General features: G+C 39.1%; 19 protein-coding genes, 1 tRNA gene, 2 pseudogenes and 1 riboswitch. Of the genes and pseudogenes, 18 read left to right on the forward strand and 4 right to left on the reverse strand.

Annotated elements, in window-relative coordinates:
• Positions 1–190: 190 nt before the first annotated feature.
• The 5 genes and pseudogenes from KSHG_RS14770 to tsaD all read left to right on the forward strand — a co-directional run bounded on the left by KSHG_RS14770 (position 191) and on the right by tsaD (position 3,022).
• Positions 191–267 (forward strand) — tRNA-Asp (locus KSHG_RS14770).
• 131 nt (positions 268–398) lie between these two features.
• Positions 399–851, forward strand: coding sequence for a tRNA (adenosine(37)-N6)-threonylcarbamoyltransferase complex ATPase subunit type 1 TsaE (tsaE, locus tag KSHG_RS14775; protein ID WP_010308858.1), 453 nt, complete (start codon positions 399–401; stop codon positions 849–851).
• Complete coding sequence (gene tsaB, locus KSHG_RS14780) at positions 848–1,549, forward strand: tRNA (adenosine(37)-N6)-threonylcarbamoyltransferase complex dimerization subunit type 1 TsaB (protein ID WP_010308863.1); 702 nt, start codon at positions 848–850, stop codon at positions 1,547–1,549. Before tsaE ends, tsaB begins: the two co-directional genes overlap by 4 nt.
• A gap of 9 nt (positions 1,550–1,558) precedes the next feature.
• Positions 1,559–1,999: a ribosomal protein S18-alanine N-acetyltransferase gene (gene rimI, locus KSHG_RS14785; protein ID WP_010308866.1), complete on the forward strand. Its 441-nt coding sequence runs from the start codon at positions 1,559–1,561 to the stop codon at positions 1,997–1,999.
• Positions 1,999–3,022: pseudogene (gene tsaD / locus KSHG_RS17165) on the forward strand (tRNA (adenosine(37)-N6)-threonylcarbamoyltransferase complex transferase subunit TsaD). Before rimI ends, tsaD begins: the two are co-directional and overlap by 1 nt.
• 218 nt (positions 3,023–3,240) lie before the next feature.
• Here tsaD and KSHG_RS14795 read toward each other — a convergent pair.
• On the reverse strand, positions 3,241–5,184 hold the full coding sequence (locus KSHG_RS14795) for an ABC-F family ATP-binding cassette domain-containing protein (protein WP_010308875.1): 1,944 nt from the start codon (positions 5,182–5,184) through the stop codon (positions 3,241–3,243).
• Between the two features lie 89 nt (positions 5,185–5,273).
• Here KSHG_RS14795 and KSHG_RS14800 point away from each other — a divergent pair, with 89 nt between their 5' ends.
• From KSHG_RS14800 to tatC, 3 genes are all read left to right on the forward strand, one after another.
• Complete coding sequence (locus KSHG_RS14800) at positions 5,274–5,909, forward strand: redox-sensing transcriptional repressor Rex (protein WP_010308880.1); 636 nt, start codon at positions 5,274–5,276, stop codon at positions 5,907–5,909.
• 82 nt (positions 5,910–5,991) lie between these two features.
• The gene (locus KSHG_RS14805; RefSeq protein WP_010308884.1) at positions 5,992–6,189 is read left to right on the forward strand and encodes a twin-arginine translocase TatA/TatE family subunit; all 198 of its coding nucleotides are present in this window, start codon (positions 5,992–5,994) and stop codon (positions 6,187–6,189) included.
• 16 nt (positions 6,190–6,205) lie between these two features.
• Positions 6,206–6,985, forward strand: coding sequence for a twin-arginine translocase subunit TatC (gene tatC, locus KSHG_RS14810; RefSeq protein WP_010308887.1), 780 nt, complete (start codon positions 6,206–6,208; stop codon positions 6,983–6,985).
• 57 nt (positions 6,986–7,042) lie between these two features.
• Here tatC and KSHG_RS14815 read toward each other — a convergent pair whose 3' ends face one another.
• Positions 7,043–7,708, reverse strand: a complete 666-nt coding sequence (locus tag KSHG_RS14815; RefSeq protein WP_010308890.1) for a CPBP family intramembrane glutamic endopeptidase — start codon at positions 7,706–7,708, stop codon at positions 7,043–7,045.
• 187 nt (positions 7,709–7,895) lie between these two features.
• Between KSHG_RS14815 and KSHG_RS14820 the strand changes: the two genes are divergently transcribed.
• The 3 genes from KSHG_RS14820 (at position 7,896) to KSHG_RS14830 (ending at position 10,873) form a co-directional block, all read left to right on the forward strand.
• Positions 7,896–8,156, forward strand: a complete 261-nt coding sequence (locus tag KSHG_RS14820; RefSeq protein WP_010308895.1) for a co-chaperone GroES — start codon at positions 7,896–7,898, stop codon at positions 8,154–8,156.
• 65 nt (positions 8,157–8,221) lie between these two features.
• Positions 8,222–9,847: a chaperonin GroEL gene (gene groL / locus KSHG_RS14825; RefSeq protein ID WP_010308898.1), complete on the forward strand. Its 1,626-nt coding sequence runs from the start codon at positions 8,222–8,224 to the stop codon at positions 9,845–9,847.
• A 153-nt stretch (positions 9,848–10,000) separates the two neighbouring features.
• Positions 10,001–10,873: a diacylglycerol/lipid kinase family protein gene (locus tag KSHG_RS14830; RefSeq protein ID WP_010308902.1), complete on the forward strand. Its 873-nt coding sequence runs from the start codon at positions 10,001–10,003 to the stop codon at positions 10,871–10,873.
• A 45-nt stretch (positions 10,874–10,918) separates the two neighbouring features.
• Here KSHG_RS14830 and KSHG_RS19305 read toward each other — a convergent pair.
• A pseudogene (locus KSHG_RS19305) lies at positions 10,919–11,802 on the reverse strand (N-acetylmuramoyl-L-alanine amidase).
• 218 nt (positions 11,803–12,020) lie between these two features.
• Here KSHG_RS19305 and KSHG_RS14845 point away from each other — a divergent pair.
• The gene (locus KSHG_RS14845; protein ID WP_010308918.1) at positions 12,021–13,943 is read left to right on the forward strand and encodes an acyltransferase family protein; all 1,923 of its coding nucleotides are present in this window, start codon (positions 12,021–12,023) and stop codon (positions 13,941–13,943) included.
• A gap of 60 nt (positions 13,944–14,003) precedes the next feature.
• Here KSHG_RS14845 and KSHG_RS14850 read toward each other — a convergent pair whose 3' ends face one another.
• Positions 14,004–16,028 carry a Na+/H+ antiporter gene (locus KSHG_RS14850; protein WP_010308921.1) on the reverse strand — a complete coding sequence of 675 codons (2,025 nt, stop codon included), beginning with the start codon at positions 16,026–16,028 and terminating at the stop codon, positions 14,004–14,006.
• A gap of 174 nt (positions 16,029–16,202) precedes the next feature.
• On the opposite strand from KSHG_RS14850, the gene hemG reads away from it, so the two are divergent.
• The 6 genes from hemG (at position 16,203) to KSHG_RS14880 (ending at position 25,767) form a co-directional block, all read left to right on the forward strand.
• On the forward strand, positions 16,203–17,591 hold the full coding sequence (hemG, locus tag KSHG_RS14855; RefSeq protein WP_010308924.1) for a protoporphyrinogen oxidase: 1,389 nt from the start codon (positions 16,203–16,205) through the stop codon (positions 17,589–17,591).
• A gap of 65 nt (positions 17,592–17,656) precedes the next feature.
• On the forward strand, positions 17,657–18,331 hold the full coding sequence (locus KSHG_RS14860) for a class A sortase (RefSeq protein ID WP_010308928.1): 675 nt from the start codon (positions 17,657–17,659) through the stop codon (positions 18,329–18,331).
• A 158-nt stretch (positions 18,332–18,489) separates the two neighbouring features.
• Positions 18,490–18,593, forward strand: a riboswitch (SAM riboswitch).
• An 83-nt stretch (positions 18,594–18,676) separates the two neighbouring features.
• Positions 18,677–20,536 (forward strand): bifunctional homocysteine S-methyltransferase/methylenetetrahydrofolate reductase, encoded by a 1,860-nt coding sequence (locus KSHG_RS14865; protein WP_010308932.1) that lies wholly within the window; start codon positions 18,677–18,679, stop codon positions 20,534–20,536.
• Entirely contained in the window at positions 20,517–23,942 is a 3,426-nt protein-coding gene (gene metH, locus KSHG_RS14870) for a methionine synthase (protein ID WP_010308934.1), read from the forward strand. The genes KSHG_RS14865 and metH overlap by 20 nt, the downstream gene beginning before the upstream one ends.
• 158 nt (positions 23,943–24,100) lie before the next feature.
• Complete coding sequence (locus KSHG_RS14875) at positions 24,101–25,123, forward strand: fatty acid desaturase (RefSeq protein WP_010308939.1); 1,023 nt, start codon at positions 24,101–24,103, stop codon at positions 25,121–25,123.
• Between the two features lie 38 nt (positions 25,124–25,161).
• A complete protein-coding gene (locus KSHG_RS14880) occupies positions 25,162–25,767 on the forward strand; it encodes a response regulator transcription factor (RefSeq protein ID WP_010308943.1) in 606 nt (201 codons plus the stop codon).
• Positions 25,768–26,001 lie beyond the last annotated feature (234 nt).

Genomic DNA, 26,001 nt, shown 5'->3' on the forward strand with positions numbered 1-26,001 from the left:
CTAGGCACATTAAAGACGGACAAATTGTTCGTCTTTTTTTATTTTTGTACAATAAAAATAAAATATAACATGCTGTTAAATGCATATATTCAGTTTCTTTATCGCATATAAAAAATAGTTATAGCATCTCTAAATAAAAGTATTGCCATATACTGATTGGCTTGCTATAATCGTTTATGTAATAAAGTTTGGTCCGGTAGTTCAGCTGGTTAGAATGCCTGCCTGTCACGCAGGAGGTCGCGGGTTCGAGTCCCGTCCGGACCGCCATTTTTATTTTATGTAAACACAGCAATGGCGCTGTGTTATTTTTTTGCCTTAAAATTGAATTCGTTCACTTTGAACATTTGTGAATGATTCGTTACACTGTATATATGCATTTTTCGAGAGGACGAGGAATTATGACAATTGAAATGAATGTGAATTCTTTAGAAGAGACACAGGCACTTGCCATGAAAATTGCAACCTTATTAGAACCACAAGATACGTTAACGTTAGAAGGTGATCTAGGTGCTGGGAAAACGACGTTTACACAATCTCTTGCAAAAGGACTTGGTGTGAAAAGAACTGTGAATAGTCCAACGTTTACGATTATGAAACAGTATGAAGGTCGCTTACCTTTAAATCATTTAGACGTGTATCGCTTAGCGGATAGTGATGAAGATTTAGGTTGGGATGAAATCTTTTTTGGAGATGCAGTTTCCGTTGTAGAATGGGCTCATTTAATCGAACAAGATTTACCAGAAGAGCGTTTAGCTATTCGAATTGAACGAGTGAATGACACAGCGAGACGATTTTTATTAAACCCAATTGGTCAGCGTTATGAACAATTGTGTGAGGAGATAATGAAATGATCTGGTTAGGAATTGATACGTCTAATACGCCGTTAGCAGTCGCTTTAGTGAAAGATGGACAAATAATTGCCAACGAAGTAACGAATATTAAATTGAATCACTCAGGTGGTGCAATGCTTGCAATTGAGCGTTTGTTAAGCCGAGTAAATGTGACAGTGAAAGAAATCGATGCAATCGCTGTAAGTGAAGGTCCTGGCTCGTATACAGGAATTCGTATCGGTGTTACGATTGCCAAAACATTAGCATGGACATTGAAAAAACCTTTAGTAGGCGTTTCAAGTCTAAAAATGTTAGCAGCTAATGCGACTTTATATAAAGGAATCGTTTGTACGTTAATTGATGCGCGTCGTCAAAACGTTTATGCAGGTGCATATGATGCTACGAAGCAATTTGAAAATGTAGTAGAAGATCATCACTATAGTATAGAAGACTTTTTAATAAAATTAGACGAACTTAATGCGCCGATTTTGTTTGTAGGTCATGATGCGGATACGTTTTGGGCACAAATCGTCGAAAAATTAGGCGACCGTGCCATTCGTGCACCGTACACATTTGATTTACCAGATGCGGCACAATTAATTCATTTAGCAGAAACAATGCCTCAATTAACAGGGGATGCTGTACACAATTTTGTGCCACAATATCGCCGTTTAGCAGAAGCAGAAGCTAATTGGATTAAAGAACAGAAAAACAAGTAGGTGACTTCTTTGATAACGTATCGTTTAATGACATTAGAAGATGCAAAAGAAGTTCATCATATTGAAGAAGCTGTTTTTGCAACGCCATGGACTTTAGAAGCTTTTGAATTAGAGATGACTAAAAATACACAAGCTACGTACATTGTTGCAGAAAAAGAAGGTCGACTAATCGGTTTTTGTGGCATGTGGATTGTGTTAGATGAAAGTCAAATTACGAATGTCGCTGTTATGCCAGAAGGCCGCGGTCAAGGGATTGGCGAACAGTTAATGCGTGAAGCACTGCGTATTGCACAAGAGCGCGATTGTGTCGTTATGAGCCTTGAAGTAAGGGTGTCAAATGATGTTGCACAAAACTTATACCGTAAGTTAGGTTTTCAAGCAGGTGGCATTCGGAAGAAATACTATACAGATAACCAAGAGGATGCTCTTGTCATGTGGGTGAATTTATAATGGAAAAAGATTTATATGTTTTAGGTATTGAAAGTAGTTGTGATGAAACAGCGGCTTCAATCGTAAAAAATGGTACAGAAATCATTTCAAACGTTGTTGCCTCACAAATTGAAAGTCATAAACGTTTTGGCGGCGTCGTGCCAGAAATCGCTTCTCGCCATCACGTAGAAAACGTTACGCTCGTAATTGAAGCAGCGTTAGAACAAGCGAATATGCAACCAGAGCAACTGGATGCAGTATGTATTACAGAAGGTCCTGGGTTAGTTGGTGCATTATTAATCGGTATTAATGCAGCGAAAGCATTTGCTTTTGCACATAGTTTACCAATTGTTGGCACACATCATATTGCAGGTCATATTTATGCGAATAACTTAATCCAACCGATGGAGTTCCCACTGCTTGCGCTTGTCGTTTCAGGTGGGCATACAGAGCTTGTATTAATGAAAGAACACGGTTCATTCGAAGTTATTGGTGAAACACGTGACGATGCCGCAGGAGAAGCCTACGACAAAGTAGCACGCGTGTTAGACATTCCATATCCAGGTGGACCACGTATTGATGCGATGGCACACGAAAGTGATGCTGCAGTTGATTTCCCTCGTGTTTGGTTAGAACATGATTCATACGATTTTAGTTTTAGTGGTTTAAAATCAGCGGTCATTAACTACCAACATAATGCGAAACAACGTGGAGGAGATATTAACCCCTATCATATCGCAAAAGGCTTCCAAGATAGCGTAGTGGAAGTATTAACTGCTAAAACACTTCGTGCAGCACGTGAATTTGACGTGAAGCAAGTGATTGCAGCAGGTGGCGTATCAGCGAATAAAGGGTTACGTCATGAATTAGAAACGATTTTTTAAAGAAGAAGGCATTCCATTCTACGTGCCACCATTAAAATTGTGTACAGACAATGCCGCGATGATTGCAGCAGCAGGTACAGAAATGTTTAAGAGTGGGAAACGTAGTGGCTTAGATTTGAACGGCCGACCAGGTTTAGAATTAAAATCTTGGAACGATTAAAATGTGGATAATGCTATAATAAAAGTTTTCCACTTGTGGATAACTTATCGAAACAGTCTGATAATTAAATATTGGACTGTTTTTTTATACATAAATATCAGAAAATTGCATTTTTAATAAAAATACTTGTGGATAACTTTTCGTTTAGCGTACAAAAAACTGCCTTTCTTCAAATGGATTTTGAAGAAAAGGCAGCTTTACAGTAGAAAAAATATTTTTTAAAACTGTTCTAACTGTTCATTTAGCTCAAGCCATTCTAGCTCAAGCATTTCTTTTTGTTCTTTCATTTCATCTAAAGCTGTTTGAATTTCAAACGTTTTTTGATGATCTGAATACACTTTTGGATCGCATAGTTGCTGTTCGAAGTCGGCCATTTGTGGATCGAGCGTTGCCATTTCAGCTTCGAGAGCTTCTACTTTACGGCGAATGGAGCGTTCTTGTTTTTTCGCTTCTTTATCAATCGACGTATTCGTTACTTTTTTCTCTTTCGGTTGAGCAGATTTCGATGCTTCTAATTCAGCTTGTTTTTCAAGCTCAATCTCTTCTAACTCTTGTTTCTTTTCTAAATAATAATCGTAGTCACCTAAGTACTCAAACGTACCGTCTGCTGCCATCTCGACAACTTTCGTTGCAATTCGGTTAATGAAATAACGGTCATGAGATACGAAAAGAAGTGTACCGGGGTAATCGACTAATGCATTTTCTAAAACTTCCTTACTATCTAAGTCAAGATGGTTCGTCGGTTCATCGAGAACGAGGAAGTTATTTTTTTCGAGCATTAATTTCGCGAGAGCGAGACGTGCTTTTTCACCGCCGGATAAATCGCTGACGATTTTGTCGACGTCGTCACCTGAAAATAAAAATTGTCCGAGAACAGAACGAACATCGCCTTCATTCATTAAAGGCCACTCATCCCAAAGTTCTTTTAACACAGTACGGTTACTCGTCAATTTCGCTAGTTCTTGATCGTAATAACCAATTTGGACGTTCGTGCCGAAACGAATAGCTCCTTGCAGTTTCGCTTGGTCTTTGACAATCGTTTTGAGTAATGTAGACTTGCCGACACCGTTAGGACCGACAAGTGCGATTCGATCTTGTCGATACACACGAAGTTGAATATGTTCAGAAACGATTTTGTCTCCGTAGCCGACAGATAAGTCGTCGACAGAAAGAACGTCATTCCCACTTTGACGCTCGATATCGAACATAAGGCGCGCTGATTTTTCATCGCCTTCAGGAGATTCCATCCAATCACGGCGTTCGAGCATTTTACGACGGCTTTGTGCCATTTTTGTTGAAGAGGCACGCGCAATATTTTTTTCGACGAATTGTTCGAGTTTTGCTTTTTCACTTTGCTCTTTTTCGTAGCGTTTCAAATCAAGTTCATACGTTTTTGCCTTCTCATTTAAATAAGAAGAATAGTTGCCTGTGAACTTTTTGACATGATGTCTAGAAACTTCATAAACAATTGACACAACTTGGTCCAAGAAGTAGCGGTCATGTGATACGATAAGGATAGCTCCGTCATAATTTTTTAAATACGTTTCAAGCCAATTTAATGTTTCAATATCTAGGTGGTTTGTCGGTTCATCGAGAATTAATAATTCGGGCTTGCTTAATAGCAATTTAGCAAGCGCTAAACGCGTACGTTGACCACCAGATAGAGAGTTGACTGTTTGATCGAACATCTCTTTTGAAAACTGCATACCATGTAATACACCACGTGCATCGGCTTCATATTGATAGCCACCACGCGCTTTAAAATCATGTTGCAATTGGTCGTAATCTGCCATAATCTTGCTATAGTGAGCGGCATCGTTATACACATTTGGATCTGCCATTTGTTGTTCGAGTTGATGCATTTTACTTTCTAATGCTTTCAACGGTTCAAAAATGGTCATCATTTCTTCCCAAATCGTTAGCTCAGAATGAATACCGGCATGCTGATCGAGATAGCCAAGACGAATATCTTTTGGCATAATAATATCGCCAGAGTCATAAGAAAGTTGACCTGCGATAATTTTTAATAAAGTTGATTTGCCGGCACCATTGCGGCCGACAAGAGCGACGCGATCTCGATGTTGGACTTCGAGCTTAACGCCACTTAAAATTTCATCTGCAATATAAGATTTATATAATTGATTGACTTGTAATACAATCATGAAAAGACACCTCAGTTCTCATTTTAGTTTATCGAAATGAGCCAAGACGTGCAATGTTAAAGAAGCCGATTTAGAAGGAGGCAATCGTTTTGAAAGAAAATTATAAAATTCCGCAAGCGACGACGAGAAGATTACCTCTCTACTATCGTTTTATACAAAATTTTGCGGAAGCAGGGCGTGAACGAATTTCTTCAAAAGAATTAAGTGAAGCCATGCAAATTGATTCGGCTACGATTCGTCGTGATTTTTCCCATTTTGGCGCACTTGGAAGAAAAGGGTACGGCTATGATGTACAACATCTGCTCATCTTTTTCCGAGACGTATTAGATGATAATGAACGTATGAACGTAGCTGTAATCGGAATCGGTAATTTAGGGCATGCCTTATTAAAATACAATTTCCAAAAAAATCAAAACATGAAAATTGTCGTAGCATTCGATACGAATTATCCACTCGAAGGAAAGCTCGTGAATGACGTCATGGTTTTCCACCCCGATGTGATGGAAGAAAAATTTAAAGCGTATGAAGCAGAGCTACCGATTTTAACCGTGCCAGCTCGTTCTGCACAACTGATGACAGATCGTTTGATTGCGATGAACGTCAAAGGAATTTTAAATTTTACGCCGGTACGCCTGCAAGTACCTGATACGGTTCGTGTACATACGATTGATTTATCAATTGAACTTCAGACGTTGAGCTATTTCATGCGTAACGTTGAAAAGTAGCTAAAACTTGTAACAATTTAAGTCTAGCTAATTGAGAATTGATAGTATACAATATAGCCATATTAATAGGAGGTGTTCACAAGTGGGAGGAGTTAGTTTTGGCAGTATCGTTATTATTGCTGTTGTAGCTTTGCTCATTTTTGGTCCGAAGAAGCTACCCGAGCTTGGTAAAGCAATGGGTTCCACTCTCCGTGAATTCAAGAATGCTACTAAAGGTTTAGTAGATGAAGATGATGAGAAAGAAAAAGATAAAAGTAAAAAAGAGACAGACGCTAAATAGTTAGGGAGTAATTGAAATGAATGATGAACTAACTGTCGAACAACATATAGAAGAATTGCGAAAACGGTTAATTGTTATAACCGTTTTCTTCGTTATTAATGTAATAATCGGTTTCTTCATCGCGAAACCGCTCATTCATTTTTTACAATTTAGTGAGCATGCAAAGTCATTGCAATTACATGCGTTTAATGTGACGGATCCTTTGAAAATTTATTTCCAAGCGGATTTCATTATCGCACTCGTCTTAACGTTGCCCGTTATTTTGTATCAGCTTTGGCAATACGTGAGCCCAGGATTGTACGGTCACGAGCGTAAAGCGACTTTACGCTATATTCCATTTGTCGTCCTTTTATTCATAATCGGTGTATTGTTTTCGTATACGATTTTATTCCCATATATTATGAAATTTATGATGGAATGGTCCAACGAGATGCACATTCAACAAACGATTGGCATTAATGAATACTTTAAATTTTTATTTCAAATAACGATTCCGTTCGGCTTCGTTTTTCAATTACCAGTCGTTATGCATTTTCTCGCACGAATTGGGATCGTTACACCGATGTGGATGGCGAAAGTTAGAAAATATGCGTACTTTCTTTTACTCGTCATTGCAGCGATTATCGCTCCACCAGAAGTCGTATCACATTTAATGATTACGATTCCACTTTGCATTTTATATGAAATAAGCATTTGGATTGCGAAGCTCGGCTATGCTAAATACGTTCGATCAGAACGGAAACGGCTAGAAGAGCTTGGAATGGAAAAAGAATCGATCGACGGCATGTTGAAATAAAATTTTAGTCAAATAAAAAGAGCCGCCATACAGTTAACTGTATGGCGGCTCTTTAAATTATGAAAAAATAACGAGTGAATTTAATAAAATATGCGCGACAATCGGTGTTAAAATACGTCCTGTTTTTTTATAAAGAAAGGCGAGAATCATCCCCATAATCCAGTAGATGAGCAAGTGGCTGAAGTCGTTGTGCATAAGAGCGAAGAATAACGCACTAATACAAGCAGCGAACCAAATGTTCATTTTCGTCTGCAGCCAACTGAATACGATTCGGCGGAAAATGAGTTCTTCTAAAATGGGTGCGAATAAAACAGTCGCAATAATTAAAATCGGTGCAATTTCTGACATAGCAATTAAATTACTCGTATTCGTAGAAGCGGTCGTAATGCCTAACATTCGTTCAATCGCATTTCCGACGATTTGTCCAATCACTAATAAAATAAATCCGGCAACGCCCCATGAAATGGAACGTATAATAGGGAGTTGTGGTGCGGCTTTAAGAAAGGTGCGATCTCTTAAAATAATGAGTGCTGATAATAAGACGCCGACGCCCATGCTAAGGAAAATATACCAGCCTTTTGCGTAGCTCGTTAGCTCGGCTTTCGTTAAGTCATGATGATTTGCTTCGATGAAATGATAAAGCGGTGCATAGAAAAAAGCACCTGAAAGTTGAACGAAACAATAAATGAGTAGTATGTAAAGTGCTGTATGTTTAGCTTTCAAAATAGAAAAATCCTTTCTGTTAAAACGAGATATTTTTATTGTAGAGGATAAGAAGCTATTTTCAAAATTTTTAAGCGTTTTACTTGCATGTTGAAATGAAATTCATTAATATAATAATTGTGTTAGCACTCAAAGACTAAGAGTGCTAATAAAATAAGATTTAAGAAATAGTAGGAGGTTGTTTCATTTGTTAAAACCATTAGGCAAACGTATTATTATTGAGGTCGTAGAAGTAGAAGAAAAATCTGCATTCGGCATCGTATTACCAGACTCTGCAAAAGAGAAACCTCAACAAGGGAAAGTATTAGCTACTGGCGCTGGTGTTACTTTTGACGTAAAAGAAGGCGACGACGTCGTTTTCGCAAAATATGCTGGCACAGAAGTTACTTACGGCGATAATGCTTATCTAGTCCTTTCTGAGGAAGATATTTTAGCGGTTATCGAGTAATCTCGATTCTATCTTACTTTATTAAATAAAATAAAAGAAACGTATATATTAGGAGGTTTTTGAACATGGCAAAAGATATTAAATTCAGCGGTGAAGCACGTAGCTTAATGCTACAAGGGGTAGACAAATTAGCGAATACAGTAAAAGTAACGTTAGGACCTAAAGGCCGTAACGTCGTATTACAAAAATCTTTCGGGGCACCACTTATTACAAATGATGGTGTGACAATCGCAAAAGAAATCGAATTAGAAGATCCATACGAAAACATGGGAGCAAAACTTGTTTCAGAAGTTGCTTCTAAAACGAATGAAATTGCTGGTGACGGTACGACTACTGCAACAGTACTTGCGCAAGCAATGATTACAGAAGGTCTTAAAAACGTAACAGCAGGTGCAAACCCTGTCGGTATTCGTAAAGGGATCGATAAAGCAGTAGCTGCTTCAGTAGAAGCGTTACAAAGCATTTCAAAAACAGTTGATTCTAAAGGAGCAATCGCACAAGTAGCGGCTATTTCTGCAGCAGATGAAGAAGTAGGTGAATTAATCGCAGAAGCGATGGAACGCGTTGGGAACGAAGGTGTTATTACACTAGAAGAATCTCGTGGTTTCACAACAGAATTAGAAGTTGTAGAAGGTATGCAATTTGACCGTGGTTACCTTTCTCCATATATGGTGACAGATAACGATAAAATGGAAGCTGTTTTAGACAATCCATACGTATTGATTACAGATAAAAAAATTACAAACATTCAAGAAATTCTACCAGTACTTGAACAAGTTGTCCAACAAAGCCGTCCATTATTAATTATCGCTGAAGATATTGAAGGCGAAGCGTTAGCAACAATCGTTGTGAACAAACTACGCGGTACGTTTAACGTTGTCGCTGTGAAAGCTCCGGGCTTCGGTGATCGTCGTAAAGCGATGCTAGAAGATATTGCAATTTTAACAGGTGGTACAGTCGTAACAGAAGATATCGGTTTAGACTTAAAACAAACAACAATCGATATGTTAGGACGCACAGGTAAAGTTGTCGTAACGAAAGATCATACAACAATCGTTGAAGGTGCTGGTTCACAAGAAGCAATCGAATCTCGCGTTGAAAACATTCGTAAATTACACGAACAATCAACATCAGAATTCGATAAAGAAAAATTACAAGAACGCCTTGCAAAACTTGCAGGTGGTGTTGCAGTAATTAAAGTTGGTGCTGCAACTGAAACAGAATTAAAAGAACGTAAATTACGTATTGAAGATGCATTAAACTCTACTCGTGCTGCTGTACAAGAAGGTATCGTAGCCGGTGGTGGTGTTGCATTAGTATCAATTTATAAAAAAGTAGAAGCTCTTGCAAACGAATACGAAGGCGACGTTGCAACAGGCGTACGCATCGTATTACGTGCATTAGAAGAACCAATTCGTCAAATTGCAAATAATGCAGGTCTTGAAGGCTCAGTAATCGTAGACCGCTTAAAACGCGAAGAAGTAGGAATTGGTTTCAATGCAGCTACTGGCGAATGGGTGAACATGATTGAAGCGGGTATCGTGGATCCAACGAAAGTTACTCGTTCAGCACTTCAAAATGCAGCATCTGTAGCAGCTCTATTCTTAACAACTGAAGCAGTTGTCGCAGATCTTCCAGAAGCAAGCGCTCCTGCAATGCCTGATATGGGTGGCATGGGCGGTATGATGTAGTCCCGACTACGCATACGACACGTTAGGATTTTATCTACCCTGACGCTTAGCACATATTCGTTGAGGGAACTCAACAACGTAAAGGTCGAAACCATTTATCGGTTTCGGCCTTTTCTTATGGAAATGTGGGTATAGAAAGGAGAGGTGATAAAAATGAAAGCAGTTATTCTTATAAATCCGACTTCTGGAAAAGAAAAGGCAAGTGAATACAAAGTATTACTACAAAAAAAGTTACGTGAAAAATACGATGACGTGATTGTTCGAGAAACGGAAGCAGCAGGGGATGCAACGACTTTTGCAAAGGAATCAAGTGACGCTGATTTACTCGTTGTAATGAGTGGAGACGGTACATTGGGAGAGGCGATTAATGGGCTTGCAACACTTGAAAAAAGACCACCTCTTGCTTTTATACCACTCGGAACAGTGAATGAATTTGCACGAGCATTAAATATGCCACTAGATCCTGAACAGGTGATTGAGCAGATAAATACGTATGGAGAGAAACAAATTGATTTAGGAAAAGTGAATGATGTGTACTTTAGCAATAGTGTCACATTTGGGACGATTCCTCATGCGATGCATGACGTATCGTCTGAGGCGAAGACGGTATTTGGAACATTTGCCTTTGTTGCGAAAGGTATTCAAACGCTCGCTAAAAAAGATCAGTATGAAATGATGGTTCAGTATGATAGAGAGAAGTGGCAAGGAGAAGCATCGCTTGTTATTTTAGGTTTGACGAGTTATATCGGAGGCATGGAGCATTTTTTTCCGAATGCCGAAACCGATGATGGCTTAATTCATGGTATGATTATGCCAGAACTTGGTTTGAAAGAAGCGTTAAAAATGGCTCCAGAATTTTGGAAAATGCAAATTCAAAATTCGGAGTATACGCACGCTTTTACGTGTAAGACGTGTAAAATCGAAGGACCTGATGCGATGACGAATGTGGATGGAGAAGAAGGGCCTCATTTACCTGTAACGGTTCAAGTTTATCCGAAATTTTTAACAGTGCTGGCGCCGCAGTAAATAAAAAAACGCTCGATGGGAACATCGAGCGTTTTCATATGAAATTTAGTCAAAGTAGTTCATTAAGCCATTTACGACGCCATTAGCTACATATGCACGGTATGAATTCGTATTAATTTTTTTCAATTCACTCGGTGTAGACATGTAACCGTATTCTAGTAAAACCCCTTTGTATGGGTTCTCACGTAAAACGTGTAAGTTTTGATAACGGTAGCCTTCAGCAGGAACTGTCGTTCGTTTTTTCAATACATTTTTCATGCCACTATATACAGAAGAAGCTAATGTTTTTTCGCTTTTCTTCGTATAAAGCACTAAATAACCTTTATCTGTTTTGTTGCCAGTTTTACTTGCGTTGTGGTGAATGCTAATATAAGCATCAGGTTTTGTTTTTTAGACTTTTTCACACGTGCTTCTAAAGATGGAAATACATCTTTTGTACGTGTCATGACGACAGTTGCACCTTTTGCGACTAGTTGCTTTTGCAATTCTTTCGCTGCTTTTAAGTTTACATCTTTTTCTTTGACGTTGTAGTAAAATGCACCACGGTCTGAACCACCGTGTCCTGCATCAACAACGAATGTAAAATTAGCTAGTGGTTTTGCCGCTGCTTTAACGACAACTTTTTTTAAGTATTTTGTATTTACCCAACCGGTCTTTTTATTGTATGTAATTTTAGACCAACCATTAGATGTTTTCGTACGTGTTACGACCGTGTTACGTTTTAATTTTGTTACGACTTTGTATTTGACGCCTGCGCCAGAACGGACGTTTAATGTGTCGTTGCTATTGACAACGACTTTCATATAAACAGAGGCCGCACTTGCTTGATCTTTGGAAAATGTAAGAGCACTTGCACAAACGAGTACGAAAGCGAGAATACTTACAATCCATTTTAAAGATTTTATTTTCATATATACTCCTCCTATCATTCTAATGATAAACGTATTTTATTAAATAGAGAACGTTTTTTAAGAAATGTGATAATAATGTATTATTTGTTAAGAACATGCAATCATTTAGAATGAGAGAAGAAAGAGTAAAAAGTCGCACCGTGAATACTTTGACTATTGGTCAGATGTTTTTTACAATTTCTATAGGAATAAAATCAAGTTTATTGGGCAGTTTTTTTATATTTAGGAGGGTTTTTATGCCACAACCTATCAAAAAAAGTCACAGATACATAAGTGGTTTAGATGGGTTACGTGCCATTTCAGTTTTAGCTGTTATTTTGTATCATCTCCATGTTCCTTGGATTGATGGAGGATATTTAGGCGTAACCATTTTCTTTGTGTTATCAGGCTATTTAATTACAGATTTATTAATAAATGAGTATCAAAAAACCGGAACGATTAATTTTAAGAGTTTCTGGGTTCGTCGATTTAGAAGGTTATTACCTGCCTTGTTTACAATGCTCGTTTTAGTGACCGTTTGGATTACTTTGTTTCAAAGAGATTATTTATCGGGATTACGAGGAGAAATAGGCGCAGCGTTTTTCTATATTAGTAATTGGTATTACGTATGGCAAGAGCATTCTTATTTTACGAAGTTTGCACCGCCTTCTCCACTTCAGCATATGTGGTCATTAGCAGTAGAAGAACAATTTTACATCATCTGGCCGATTATTATGTTGCTCGCATTGAAATTTACGAAGTCTAAAGGAAGACTTGCCTTTCTTGTGATGCTATTATCAGTCATTTCAGCAGAGTTTATGGCTTTCTTATTTACACCAGAACAAGATCCAAGTCGTGTGTATTACGGAACGGATACACGCGCATTCTCGTTACTTATTGGTGCTGCATTAGCTATCGTTTGGCCAAGTCGTAAATTGACGCCGAACGTAACAGACGAATTAAAAAAAGTATTGAATATAACAGGAATCGTCGCGTTTTTATGCATGGTACTATTCATTGTCTTTATGAAAGAAGACGGGACATTTTTATACTACGGTGGCATGTATTTAGCATCAGCTGTTGTTGCAGTACTTATCGCTGTCATTGTGCATCCTGCAAGCTTTGTCGGGAACTTATTAAGTTGGAAACCACTTCTTTGGGTCGGCGTTCGCTCGTATGGCATTTACATTTGGCATTTCCCGATTCTCGTATTACTCGGACTCGGTGTAGATACCGGAACGATGAACTTATGGAAAGTTGCTTTTGCGCTTGCCTTAACACTCGGTTTATCGTCGATTTCCTGGACATTTATCGAAGATCCAATCCGACGTGGTGAGTGGAAAAAATGGATTAAAAAACTACATCCGAGAAATTGGTCACTCGATATTCGTACGTGGTCAACGAAATCTCGTATTGTGAATTTAATTACGATGTTGATTGTTATTACGTTTATCATTGGAATGTGTATTGAACCTTCACCGAAGGCAAGTGGTGATAAAGCACTTGAAATGCATTTACAACAAGAACAAAAAAATATTCAGCAAGAAAAGAAAATGACAAAAGAAGAAAAGGCGGCTGCTGAAGCAGAAGCGAAGAAAAAAGCAGAGCAAGAAGAAAAAGAAGCTGCTAAAAAACGTAGTGAACAAGAGAAAAAAGAAATTGCCGCATTTAATAAAAAAGTAGAAAGTTCTTCAAAAACGGTCGCTAATTTAAACGTATTAGGTATCGGAGACTCCGTTATGCTAAGTGCTGCGACAAATTTAAAAGCGAACATACCGAATGTGAAAGTAGATGCAGAAGTAGGCCGTCAAGTGAAAGATGCCATTGAGGTTCTTCAAAAAATGAAGAAAAAAGGGACATTGCCGAAAACAATTTTACTAGGGCTTGGCTCAAATGGTACGTTTACGGAAGCACAATTCGAAGAAATTCATTCGATTTTAGGTGAAAATCGTCATATTTATGCATTAAATGTACGCGTGCCAAGAAGTTGGCAAACGAGTGTAAATAAGACGCTTGAAAATGCATCTAAACAGTACGACAATGTGACATTGATTGACTGGTATAATGAATCGAAAAAACGCACGAATATTTTTTACGATGATCAAATTCATCCGAACGTTGAAGGTGGAAAATATTACGCTGGTTTAATTACGATTGCTGTCGCAAATGGTCTAAAATAAAAATACGTAATAAAAAGGAAGCCCTGATCGTTCAGTGGCTTCCTTTTTTCGTACGACATATTATTCAACGTATTCGTACAATGTAATACTTTCAATGTAATTAACGAAGCGACGCAGTTCTTTTTCTTGGTCGCGCGAAATATGCCCTTCCTCGTACAGTTTATGAATTTCACTCCGTTGTGTTTCCATAACGCGTAAATGCAATTCTTCACGAATCTCTTCTTCACGAGAAGAAGAGATTGCGTTTACTTTACGTAGACTTTCATATGCTTTTTCATATTCATAAATAACGATGACATAAAGTGGGCGTAACTTCGGAGGAGCATCTGCATGTGCCTCACGTAAATATTTCAGTGCAGCTAAAGAACTTTGACGGCGAATGTCTTGGCGCATACGAATGTATGAATAGAATTTCGATTTATTATCATCACCTGTTCGCGTCATACGCCACATACGATAAAGCTGCTTGAATGAATATACTAAACTCATTAGCACATTCGATTTTTGGCGAGACAGACGCTCTTCTAATGTGTGCATTAAGCTATTGTACATATGTTGATCGAGTTGTTGCTTATCGTATAAATCCTCGATGAATTCACGTTCAATTTGCGTCGTTTTTTCACGGATTTTCAGTAGTTCTTGTTTATTGCGAGTTACTTGTTCAGCAGTGTCTTCTAATTGAATTTGTCGGAACATTTGTTGAAGCTCATCGATTAGTTCAAACGTGACACGGCGATTTTCGTCGGTAATAGATGATTGTAATACTTTCACGGATTTGAGCAGTACTTGCATTTTAGCTCGACTAAATGAATATTGGTCTTCTCCGAGTTCGACTTCCAATTCTTTTTCTGTAATTAGTGGTAAGAAAATAGTTGCGACTAATAACGTAAATAAAATGACCGCAGACGCTAGGAAAATAATGAGTGAGCGTTCGGGAAATGCTTCGCCGTTATCCATAAAGAATGGAAGCGATAAAATACCAGCCATCGTGACCGCTCCACGAACGCCGACGAGACTACTAATAATACTCGTTTTGACGCCAGGTTTCATACGTTCATTTCCTTTTTTGAATTGATGCCATGCAAAGAAATGGGACCAAAGGAAACGAATTAATAAAATGACGATGCCGATTGCGATGGCATCTCCGATTAAAATGAAGTTATTCGTATGACGGTCAGATAATGAATTTTGCATCGAGTCTGGAATGTTTAAGCCGAGCAGTAAAAAGACGAGTCCATTTAATAGGAATAATAAAATAGACCACGTGTTTTCTGTCAGCAACTGTTCCTCAGCAAGAACGGTTTCTGTTTTATCTTTCACGAGTGCGTGTGTAATTCCGCCGATTACGACAGCGATAACACCAGATGCGTGAAAAAGATCTTCTGCAATTAAATAAATAATGAACGGTGTGACGACTTGGAATAATGAGTGGAAAACGACATCGCGAATGCCCGAACGACGTAACCACGAACGAAATTGGATTAACATAACACTAACGATTAATCCAATGAGCGCACCGACGATAAACGTATATGAAAATGTGATGAGTGCCGATTGTAGAGAGAAATAGCCGGATACAGCTGCGGCAACAGCAAATTTAAAAGCGACAAGTCCGGAAGCATCATTGATTAAAGATTCGCCACGGACGACACTCAAAATATGATTCGGAATTTGAATACGTCGCGCAATCCCATTCACAGCAACGGGATCTGTTGGTGATAAAATCGCCGCTAATGCGAAGGCTGCTGCATAAGGAATAGACGGAATGAGCCAATGAATAAACGTACCACCTACGAGTGTTGTGACAACGACGAGTACGATCGCATTACTTAAAATAGGTCCCCGCATTTTCCATAAGTCTTCTCGTGGAAAATTACGCCCGTCGTTGTATAAAAGTGGTGCAACAAATAGTAGTAAGAACCATTCGGATTCCAACTCAATATTAAATGTCGGAAAGACGATTGCTATGATAATACCGAAACCAATTTGTACGAGCGCCATTGGGATAGCTGGAACGTAATGACCGATGACATTGGAAATTAATAATGCAAAAATTAATAAAATAATTAACAGCAATAAGTCCATAAAATGCCTTCTTTCTATAAAATTGGGTACAGTAATCTTATGTATATATTTTGCATGAAATCTGTACTAATGTAAATTATGGACAATTGGTGGATTTGTTCTGAAGTGGTGGCATCCGTTTTGCAGAAACGAGTATACTAGGAACGGATGTATAAAAAAGGAGTTGGCAATTTTATGAAAACCGTTGTCGTCGTTGGCGGAGGAATTACAGGGCTATCAACATTACACTACTTAGCACGCCAAATGAAAGGGCAAGAAATACGCTACGTATTAGTCGAAAAAGAAGCAACATTAGGTGGGAAGATGGCTACACATTATGAAGATGATTTCGTAATGGAGCTCGGTGCAGACTCGATTGTTGCACGCCATCGTAGCGTTGCACCACTTATTGAAGAACTGCAATTACAAGACCGTGTCGTATACAATCACACAGGTGTTTCATATATTTATCGTCATAATGAATTGCATGCGATTCCATTAGAAAGCATGTATGGTATTCCAATGAACTTGGAAGCACTTCAACAAAGTACGCTCGTTTCAGAAGAAGGAAAACAAGTGGCTTTACGTGATCTTACTTTACTGAATGAAAAATTTACAGCTGAATCGTCTGTCGGAGAGTTTCTTGAATATTTTTTAGGGAAAGAAATGGTGACAAACCAAATTGCACCCGTACTGTCAGGCATTTATTCAGGTGACTTATATAAATTAACATTAGCATCGACAATTCCTTATCTAGTGGAATATAAAAATAAATATGGTAGCATTATAAAAGGTTTCGAGGCGAATAAAGCGCAATACGTAAACCGTTCAAATAATAAATTTCTGTCGTTTAAAAATGGCTTACGTGAATTGTTCGATCGTTTTGAAGAAACGCTTGAACACGTTACGTTTTTAAAACAAACCGCCGTTACAGATATAGAAGAAATTGGTCAGCAAGCGATCGTGACACTTAATAATGGGGAACGAATTGAAGCGGATATCGTCGTATTAGCTACCCCTGCATATACAGCACAGCAGCTTATAAAAGATGAGCATGTGACATCTATTTTAGAGCAATTTAAAACGAGTTCAATTATGACGGTTTATCTTGGATATGATATTCAAAATGATGCGCTACCCGCAGAAGGAACAGGATTCATCGTATCAGATAGCGATGCTGTTAGCTGCGATGCGTGTACGTGGACGAGTGCGAAATGGCCGAACACATCGGCGAAAGGTAAATTGTTACTACGTGTATTTTACAAAAAAACGAATCCGAAATTTGAACAAATTTTACGATTGACGGATGAGGAATTAACACAATTGGCGATTAAAGACGTTGCAACGTCTTTAAACATTCAAGACGCACCGACGACTGTAACCGTTGCGAAATGGCCGAACCAAATGCCTGTGTATCACTTAGGGCATTCGAAACTTGTGACGCAATTAGAAGAAGTGATGGAGACTGCTCATCCATCAATTTTACTTGCCGGCTGTTCGTACTACGGTGTCGGGATTGGTCTTTGTATCGAGAATGGGAAAACGGTCGCAGAACGTATTACTAAAAAAATTAGCAACGACTAGATTATAACTGTCGAGAGGAAGTATGCGACAATGGAAAATAAAAACGAAAAAAAGGCAGTTGGTTAATGACGACCATTGCGATTGTTTTTTTGATTGTAGGAGCTGTCCTTATATTTAACCGCCCTATTATGGGATGGGTCGTCAACCATATGACGGACTTGACGCTGAAAAATCATGAAACGAATTACGAAGACAATGTCGCAAAAGCGAAAGAAGCAGATGATGTGACATTCGATTTTGAAGAAGTTGATGATATTAGTCTAGGACAAGTATTGAAAGCACAAATGGATCAAACGAAGCCTAACTCAATCGGTATGGTGAGCGTGCCAGATGTGAATATGCAGCTGCCGATTTTATACGGCGTATCAAATCGTAACTTAGCGATTGGTGCAGGAACGATGAAAGAAGATATGAAGATGGGCAAAGGAAACTATGCATTAGCAGGGCACAATATTCGAAATGAACGTTCCTTATTTAGTCCATTAACACTTGCAAAGGTCGGTATGAAAGCATATGTAACGGACTATGAGAAAGTGTATGTGTATGAAATTGATAAAATACACACGGTCGAACCGTCACAAGTGGATGTTATTTACGACCATGATAATAAAAAAGAATTAACGCTCGTAACGTGTAATTTCCAAGGGAAGAAACGTCAAATTACGCATGCGAAATTTGTTCGCGCGATGAATTTAGATGATGCACCAAAAGAGGCGTTTCACGAATTAGAAACGAAATAACATAAGCTTGTATAGATGATTTGTCATGTATACAAGCTTTTTTATTTTGTGCGAGAGTTGCTCTTTTTTTATTGAAACTTGTTGAAAAAGTGATAGAGTATTGACCTTTTTTCATGAAAGTTGTATTATTCATTTAATATTCAAAAAAATTGAATCAATTCTTATCAAGAGAAGCAGAGGGACTGGCCCTTTGAAGCTTCAGCAACCAGCCGGCAACGGTCAGGTGCTAATTCCAGAAGGTATTCACCTTAAAAGATAAGAAGGATAAGTACGTGAACCCTTCTTATTTTCGAATGAGAAGGCTTTTTTTATTGGGGAGAGTTCAAAACGGAAGGAAGTTGATGTATGGGATTGTTAGAAGACTTACAAACGAAAGTATTAACAGCGGACGGTGCGATGGGAACGTTGCTTTATTCATATGGAATTGATTATTGCTATGAGGAATTAAACGTATCAAAACCGGAAATTATTGAAGACATTCATCGTCGATATATCGAAGCGGGAGCAGATGTTATTCAAACGAATACATACACAGCGAATCGTATTAAACTAGCACGTTTCGGTATTGAAGATGAAATGATTGCGATTAATCGTAGTGCGGTGCAAGTCGCTAAGCGTGCTGCAAATAAAGGTGGACAATACGTACTCGGAACGGTCGGTGGTATTCACGGGGTACGAAAAATAGATGAAACACCAGCAGAAATTTTACGAGCACAAACAGAGCAAATCGCCGTTTTATTAGAAGAAGGTGTAGACGGTCTATTGTTTGAAACATTTTATGATTTACAAGAATTAACGGCTCTCGTTCGTAAGACGAGAGGAATCACGGACGTACCGATTATTGCGCAAGTATCGATGCATGAGCCAGGGGTATTACAAAATGGTTTACCGCTGAACGATGCATTGAAACAATTAGAAGCGAGCGGTGCGAATATTGTCGGTGTGAATTGTCGTCTAGGTCCACATCATACGATTCAAGCATTTGAAGGTGTTGAACTGCCAGAGAATGCCGTACTGTCAGCATACCCGAATGCTAGTTTATTAGATGTCGAAGACGGCAAAGTCGTTTATGAATCTGAATCGGATTATTTCGGTCGTGCGGCGGTTTTATTACGAGATCAAGGTGTTCGTTTAATCGGAGGATGTTGTGGTACGACACCGGCACATATTGAAGAAGTGAAAAAACGTTTAGCTGATTTACCTCCTATTAAAGTGAAGCATATTGAGACGAAAAAGGCTGTCCATATTCGAGAGGCAGAGCGTGTAGAAAAAGAACCGCTTCATGTTCAAGCGAAAAAGAATCGTACGATTATCGTTGAACTCGATACGCCGCGTCATTTAGAAACCGATGCATTCGTAGAAGGTGCAGAAATTTTACAACGAGCAGGTGCAGATGCGGTTACGATGGCGGACAATTCATTAGCATCACCTCGAGTAAGTAATATGGCGATGGGCGCGCGTTTGAAATATGAAAAAGATGTACGTGCACTGGCACATATTACGTGCCGCGATCGTAATTTAATCGGGTTACAGTCTCATTTGATGGGTCTTGATGCACTTGGCATTCATGACATTTTAGCGGTGACGGGCGATCCGACGAAAGTAGGCGATTTCCCTGGAGCGACGAGTGTGTATGACGTGTCGAGCATCGAATTATTACAATTAATTAAAAAGTTGAATGAAGGGATTTCATTTTCAGGGAAGCCTCTTCGCAAAAAGGCGAGCTTCTCTGTAGCAGGTGCGTTTAATCCGAACGTACGCAATGTCGAGCGTGCTATACCACGTCTTGAGAAAAAAATTGCAGCAGGTGCAGATTACTTCATTTCACAACCGGTATATACGAAAGAAAAAATTATCGAAGTGTACGAGGCGACGAAACATATTGAAGAGCCCATTTTCCTCGGTATTATGCCGCTAACGAGCATTCGTAACTCGGAATTTTTACATCACGAAGTACCGGGAATTAAACTATCGGACGATGTGTTAGAGCGAATGAGACAATGTGAGGAAGATAAAGAACGTGCACGTGCAGAAGGCATTGCAATTGCGAAAGAATTAATCGACGTTGCAGCGCCATTATTTAAAGGGATTTATTTAATTACACCGTTTATGCGTTATGACATTACCGTGGAATTAATTGATTATATACGACAACTAGATGCACAGTCTGAGGAGGCACAATCAAATGTCAAAGCAACCTATTAGAGAACGACTCCAAAATCATATTTTAATTTTAGATGGTGCGATGGGCACGATGCTTCAAAATGCGAATTTAACAGCGGATGATTTTGGCGGAGAAGAGTTAGATGGCTGTAATGAAAATTTAAACTTCACACGCCCAGACGTCGTAGAAAATATTCACCGTGCTTATTTTGAAGCGGGTTCTGATATCGTGACGACGAACACATTCGGTGGAACACCGCTCGTATTAAATGAATATGGGTTAGGCGATACAGCATATGAAAACAATAAACGTGCTGTAGAAATTGCGGTGAAAGTTGCAAATGAGTTGTCGACGCCTGAATGGCCAAGATACGTTGCAGGTGGTATGGGACCGACGACGAAAACATTATCTGTGACAGGTGGTACGACATTTGATGAGCTACAACATAATTTTTACGTTCAAGCGAAAGGGTTAATCGACGGCGGGGCAGATGTCTTATTACTTGAAACGTCTCAAGATATGTTAAATGTCAAAGCTGGAACGCTCGGTATTCAGCAAGCATTTAAAGAAGTTGGAAAAGAAATCCCTGTGATGATTTCAGGCACAATCGAACCGATGGGTACAACGCTTGCAGGGCAAACAATCGATGCTTTCTACATTTCAATTGAGCATATTAAACCGCTTTCTGTCGGTCTAAATTGTGCGACGGGTCCAGAGTTTATGACGGATCATATTCGTACGTTATCTGAAGTCGCAACGAGCTACATTAGTTGTTACCCGAATGCGGGTTTACCAGATGAAGAAGGGCATTATCACGAAACGCCTGAATCGTTATCGAAAAAGTTAGTTGGCTTTGCGGATAAAGGGTGGTTAAATATCGTCGGTGGTTGTTGTGGTACGACACCAGCACATATTCGGGCTATTCGAGAAGCGGTGAAAGATAAAGCACCGCGTCCTTATCCAGAACAGCAGCACGCTCATATGGTATCAGGTATTGAGCCGCTTATTTATGATGATTCAATGCGTCCTTTATTTGTCGGAGAACGAACGAATGTCATCGGCTCTCGTAAATTCAAACGTTTAATCGTTGAAGGGAAATTTGAAGAAGCGGCTGAAATTGCTCGCGCACAAGTGAAAAACGGTGCACACGTATTAGACGTTTGTTTAGCGAATCCAGACCGTGATGAATTAGAGGATATGGAACAATTCATGGCGGAAGCAGTGAAAAAAGTAAAAGTACCGTTCGTAATCGATTCGACGGATGAGAAAGTGTTAGAAGCAGCACTCAAATATTCACAAGGGAAGGCGATTATTAACTCCGTTAACTTAGAAGACGGTGAAGAACGTTTTGAAGCGGTAATCCCACTCGTGAAAAAATATGGAGCGTCGATTGTTGTCGGGACGATTGATGAGACGGGGATGGCTGTTGACCGTCATCGAAAATTAGAAATTGCACAACGAGAATATGACTTACTCGTAAATAAGTGGGGACTTGCGCCAGAAGATATTATTTTCGATCCACTCGTATTCCCAGTCGGAACGGGCGATGCACAGTATATCGGTTCAGCCGTTGAAACGATCGAAGGGATTCGTTTAATTAAACAACATTTGCCACGTGCTTTAACGATTTTAGGCGTTTCAAACGTTTCGTTCGGCTTACCTCCAGTTGGCCGCGAAATTTTAAATGCCGTGTATTTGTACAACTGTACGCAAGCCGGTCTGGACTATGCCATTGTGAATACAGAAAAACTAGAACGTTACGCATCGATTCCAGAACAAGAAATTGCGCTAGCAAACGATTTACTCTTCAATACGAATGATGAAACACTAGCTGTATTTACCGATTTTTATCGTGATAAGAAAAAAGAAAAAACGGAAGATGATATTCCGAAAACCGTACCAGAACGTTTATCTTATTACATTTTAGAAGGAACGAAAGAAGGGTTAATTACCGATTTAGAAGCAGCACGTGATTTGTACGATACGCCGCTAGACATTATTAACGGACCGCTAATGGAAGGGATGGCAACGGTCGGTAAATTGTTTAATGAAAACCAACTGATCGTAGCTGAAGTGTTGCAATCAGCAGGCGTTATGAAAGCAGCTGTCGCACATTTAGAACAGTATATGGAGAAATCTGAGGGCGATGTCGGAAAAGGGAAAATGTTGCTTGCGACCGTAAAAGGGGACGTACATGATATCGGAAAAAACCTCGTAGATATTATTATGAGTAATAACGGATATACCGTTGTGGACCTTGGTATTAAAGTGACGCCACAAACGTTAATTGAAGCAATTCGTAAAGAAAATCCAGACATCGTAGGGTTATCCGGTTTACTCGTAAAATCGGCACAACAAATGGTCGTGACAGCACAAGACTTTAAAGAAGCGGGAATCGATACACCGATTGTCGTTGGCGGTGCCGCGTTGTCACGTCGATTTACGGATACGAAAATCGCAGCGAATTATGATGGTCCGGTTATGTATGCAAAAGATGCGATGATTGGCTTAGAACTTGTGAACCGTTTAATGAGCGACGAGCACGATGCACTCATTGAAGAATTACACGTTGCGCAAGAGAAAAGAAAAGTCCAAGATGCAAATCGAGTACCGAGAGCGGTCGCAGTCAAAGCACGTCCGACGAAAACCGTTCGAACGGATGTCCCGGTTTACGTGCCAACAGATTTGGAGAGACATGTGTTACGCGACTTCACGCCTGCTTACTTGTATCCTTACGTCAATTTACGTACGCTCATCGGACATCATCTCGGTTTGAAAGGCTTCAAAGAAGAACAATTGAAGCAAGGAGATGAGCGAGCAATTCAATTGTATGAGTTAGTAAGAGGCTTTTTACAATCAGACGTGCTGCAACCGAAAGCGATGTATCAATTTTTTAAAGCACAATCTGATGGAGACGACGTCATCATTTATGCAGAAGACGGTCAAACAGAAATTGAGCGCTTTACGTTCCCACGTCAAGAAAGAGAACCGCACTTATGTTTAGCAGATTTCTTGAAATCAAAACATAGCGGAGAAATGGATTATGTCGGTTTCTTACAAGTAACAGCTGGTAAAGGCATTCGAGAACAAGCGCAACGATTAAAAGAAGAAGGGAAATTCCTTGAGATGCATGCGCTTCAAGCGACAGCGCTCGAATTGGCAGAAGGCTTGGCAGAACGTGTACATCAAGAAATGCGCGATCATGCAGGGTACCCAGATGACGTCGATTTTACGATGCTCGACCGCTTTGCAGCTAAATATCAAGGACAACGATTTTCATACGGCTATCCAGCTTGTCCAAATTTAGAAGATCAACAAAAGTTGTTCGGCTTAATTCATCCAGAAGACATTGGTGTTCACTTAACGGAAGAATTTATGATGGACCCGGAAGCATCTGTGTCAGCGATGGTCTTTTCACATCCCGATGCACGTTATTTTAACGTCTAACGAAAAAACCTTGGAATGCATACGCATTTCAAGGCTTTTTTGCATTTATTTTATTAAGTAAGTGACACATGTCATGCAAATCACATGACATCTTTCTCTATATTCCGACAACGATTCTACTTATACTTTATTTATAGAATCAATACTGGAGGTAGAGTATGACAGATCGCGAGAAAATTAAAGAATTGAAGAAAGCCGTCGCACCTTTTTCAAAGTCACAAACATTTATTAGCGTAAGACAACTTTTAAATACGCTCGTACCATTACTTATTTTATGGGGGATTGGGTACGGTACTTTTTCAAATTTTCCGGTCGTATCTGTCATTTGCGCTATCGTAGCAAGTGCGTTCGTCGTGAGAACATTTATTATATTCCATGATTGTACACACGGCTCATTTTTTAAAAATAAAAAAGCGAATAAAATTATCGGTAATATTACAGGGGTCCTAACGACATTCCCGTATGAACAATGGAAGCGTGAACATTTAATTCACCATGCATCAAGTTCTAATTTAGATGAACGAGGGATCGGTGACATTTGGATGATGACGACACAAGAATACGATGAAGCGACAAAATGGCAACGTTTTTGTTACCGTTCATATCGTAACCCACTCGTTATGTTTGGATTAGGACCGTTGTTTTTAATACTCATAGTAAACCGTGTGAATGCAAAGAATGCGAAGAAAAAAGAGCGTAACAATACATACTTTACGACGATTATGCTTTTTGTTATGCTCGTTGGTTTATCATTACTATTTGGCTGGCAGGCAATGCTTGTCGTACAAGGTATTTCTATGTACATCGCAGCGATGCTCGGCATTTGGTTGTTTTACATTCAACATACATTTGAAGAATCTTATTTTGATCATAAAGGGCAGTGGGATTACGTTAAAGCTGCAGTAGAAGGCAGTTCGTATTATCAATTGCCTAAAGTGTTGCAATGGGTTTCAGGGAACATCGGATACCATCACGTACATCACCTAGCTCCAAGAATTCCAAATTATGAACTACAACAAGCGCATGAACAAACACCACCACTTCAACAAGTGACGACGATTACGATGAAAACGAGCATAGAGTCTTTACGTTATAAATTGTACGATGAAGCATCTAAACGCTTTATGACATTTAAAGAGTACGGACAATGTAAAAGCGTCTCTCGTGGCGATTTGTTATAATGAAAAAAACAAAATAGGTCGTGAGGAAGTGTAAGGACATGATTAAAATTGTATTGGCAGAAGATCAAGGAATGTTGCTCGGTGCGATGCAAGCTTTGATTAATATGGAAGATGATATGGAAGTTGTTGCGACTGCCAAAAATGGTGTGGAAGCACTGACAGCTATTCAACAACATCGACCTGACATTGTCATTATGGATATTGAAATGCCAGAAAAAACAGGACTAGATGTCGCAGAAGAAATTAAAGATGCAGAGTATAAAACGATTATTTTAACGACTTTTGCACGACCAGGTTACTTTGAACGTGCGAAAAAAGCAGGTGTTCGAGGTTATTTACTAAAAGATAGCCCAATTGAAGAACTCGTAAATGCGATTCGTGTCATTGAAGATGGGCGTCGCATGTATGCGCCAGAATTAATTGATATCGTTTATGAAGAAACAGTCGAAAATCCACTTACGACACGTGAGACAGAAGTGCTCGGTCTCGTAGCAGAAGGAAAGACGACGAAAGAAATCGCAAAAGAACTTTTTCTTTCACCAGGAACGGTGCGCAACTACATTTCGACGATTTTAGATAAGTTGGAAGTAAGCAATCGCATTGAAGCCATCGTTCGGTATAAAGAAAAAGGTTGGAATAAGTAAAGCTATAAGCAAATAAATAGTATGTCATCTATTTTAGGTTTATACTCGGAAGTAGATAAATACAAAGAAATCCAATTAAGTGAATTGTTGCTTTATGCAAGTTTTTGAAGGAAATATACTTGAATTGTCTCGTTTCTGACGTATTTTACCGCGTTTCGTTACTTACTGTTGAATTGTATTCTTAAAATAGGTAACGTTGAGTACGGTACACAATAATATTATGACAAAAAAGTC

The sequence above is a fragment of the Kurthia senegalensis genome (genome assembly GCF_000285595.1).
Lineage (GTDB): Bacteria > Bacillota > Bacilli > Bacillales_A > Planococcaceae > Kurthia > Kurthia senegalensis.

What these genes read in the sequence shown, in the direction of transcription:
- KSHG_RS14795 (WP_010308875.1), bottom strand. Translation starts at nt 5,184, where the DNA reads ATGATTGTATTACAAGTCAATCAATTATATAAATCTTATATTGCAGAT.
- KSHG_RS14860 (WP_010308928.1), top strand. Translation starts at nt 17,657, where the DNA reads ATGACGACCATTGCGATTGTTTTTTTGATTGTAGGAGCTGTCCTTATA.
- metH (WP_010308934.1), top strand. Translation starts at nt 20,517, where the DNA reads ATGTCAAAGCAACCTATTAGAGAACGACTCCAAAATCATATTTTAATT.
- KSHG_RS14865 (WP_010308932.1), top strand. Translation starts at nt 18,677, where the DNA reads ATGGGATTGTTAGAAGACTTACAAACGAAAGTATTAACAGCGGACGGT.
- KSHG_RS14880 (WP_010308943.1), top strand. Translation starts at nt 25,162, where the DNA reads ATGATTAAAATTGTATTGGCAGAAGATCAAGGAATGTTGCTCGGTGCG.
- KSHG_RS14875 (WP_010308939.1), top strand. Translation starts at nt 24,101, where the DNA reads ATGACAGATCGCGAGAAAATTAAAGAATTGAAGAAAGCCGTCGCACCT.
- groL (WP_010308898.1), top strand. Translation starts at nt 8,222, where the DNA reads ATGGCAAAAGATATTAAATTCAGCGGTGAAGCACGTAGCTTAATGCTA.
- KSHG_RS14845 (WP_010308918.1), top strand. Translation starts at nt 12,021, where the DNA reads ATGCCACAACCTATCAAAAAAAGTCACAGATACATAAGTGGTTTAGAT.
- tsaE (WP_010308858.1), top strand. Translation starts at nt 399, where the DNA reads ATGACAATTGAAATGAATGTGAATTCTTTAGAAGAGACACAGGCACTT.
- KSHG_RS14850 (WP_010308921.1), bottom strand. Translation starts at nt 16,028, where the DNA reads ATGGACTTATTGCTGTTAATTATTTTATTAATTTTTGCATTATTAATT.
- hemG (WP_010308924.1), top strand. Translation starts at nt 16,203, where the DNA reads ATGAAAACCGTTGTCGTCGTTGGCGGAGGAATTACAGGGCTATCAACA.
- tsaB (WP_010308863.1), top strand. Translation starts at nt 848, where the DNA reads ATGATCTGGTTAGGAATTGATACGTCTAATACGCCGTTAGCAGTCGCT.
- tatC (WP_010308887.1), top strand. Translation starts at nt 6,206, where the DNA reads ATGAATGATGAACTAACTGTCGAACAACATATAGAAGAATTGCGAAAA.
- KSHG_RS14830 (WP_010308902.1), top strand. Translation starts at nt 10,001, where the DNA reads ATGAAAGCAGTTATTCTTATAAATCCGACTTCTGGAAAAGAAAAGGCA.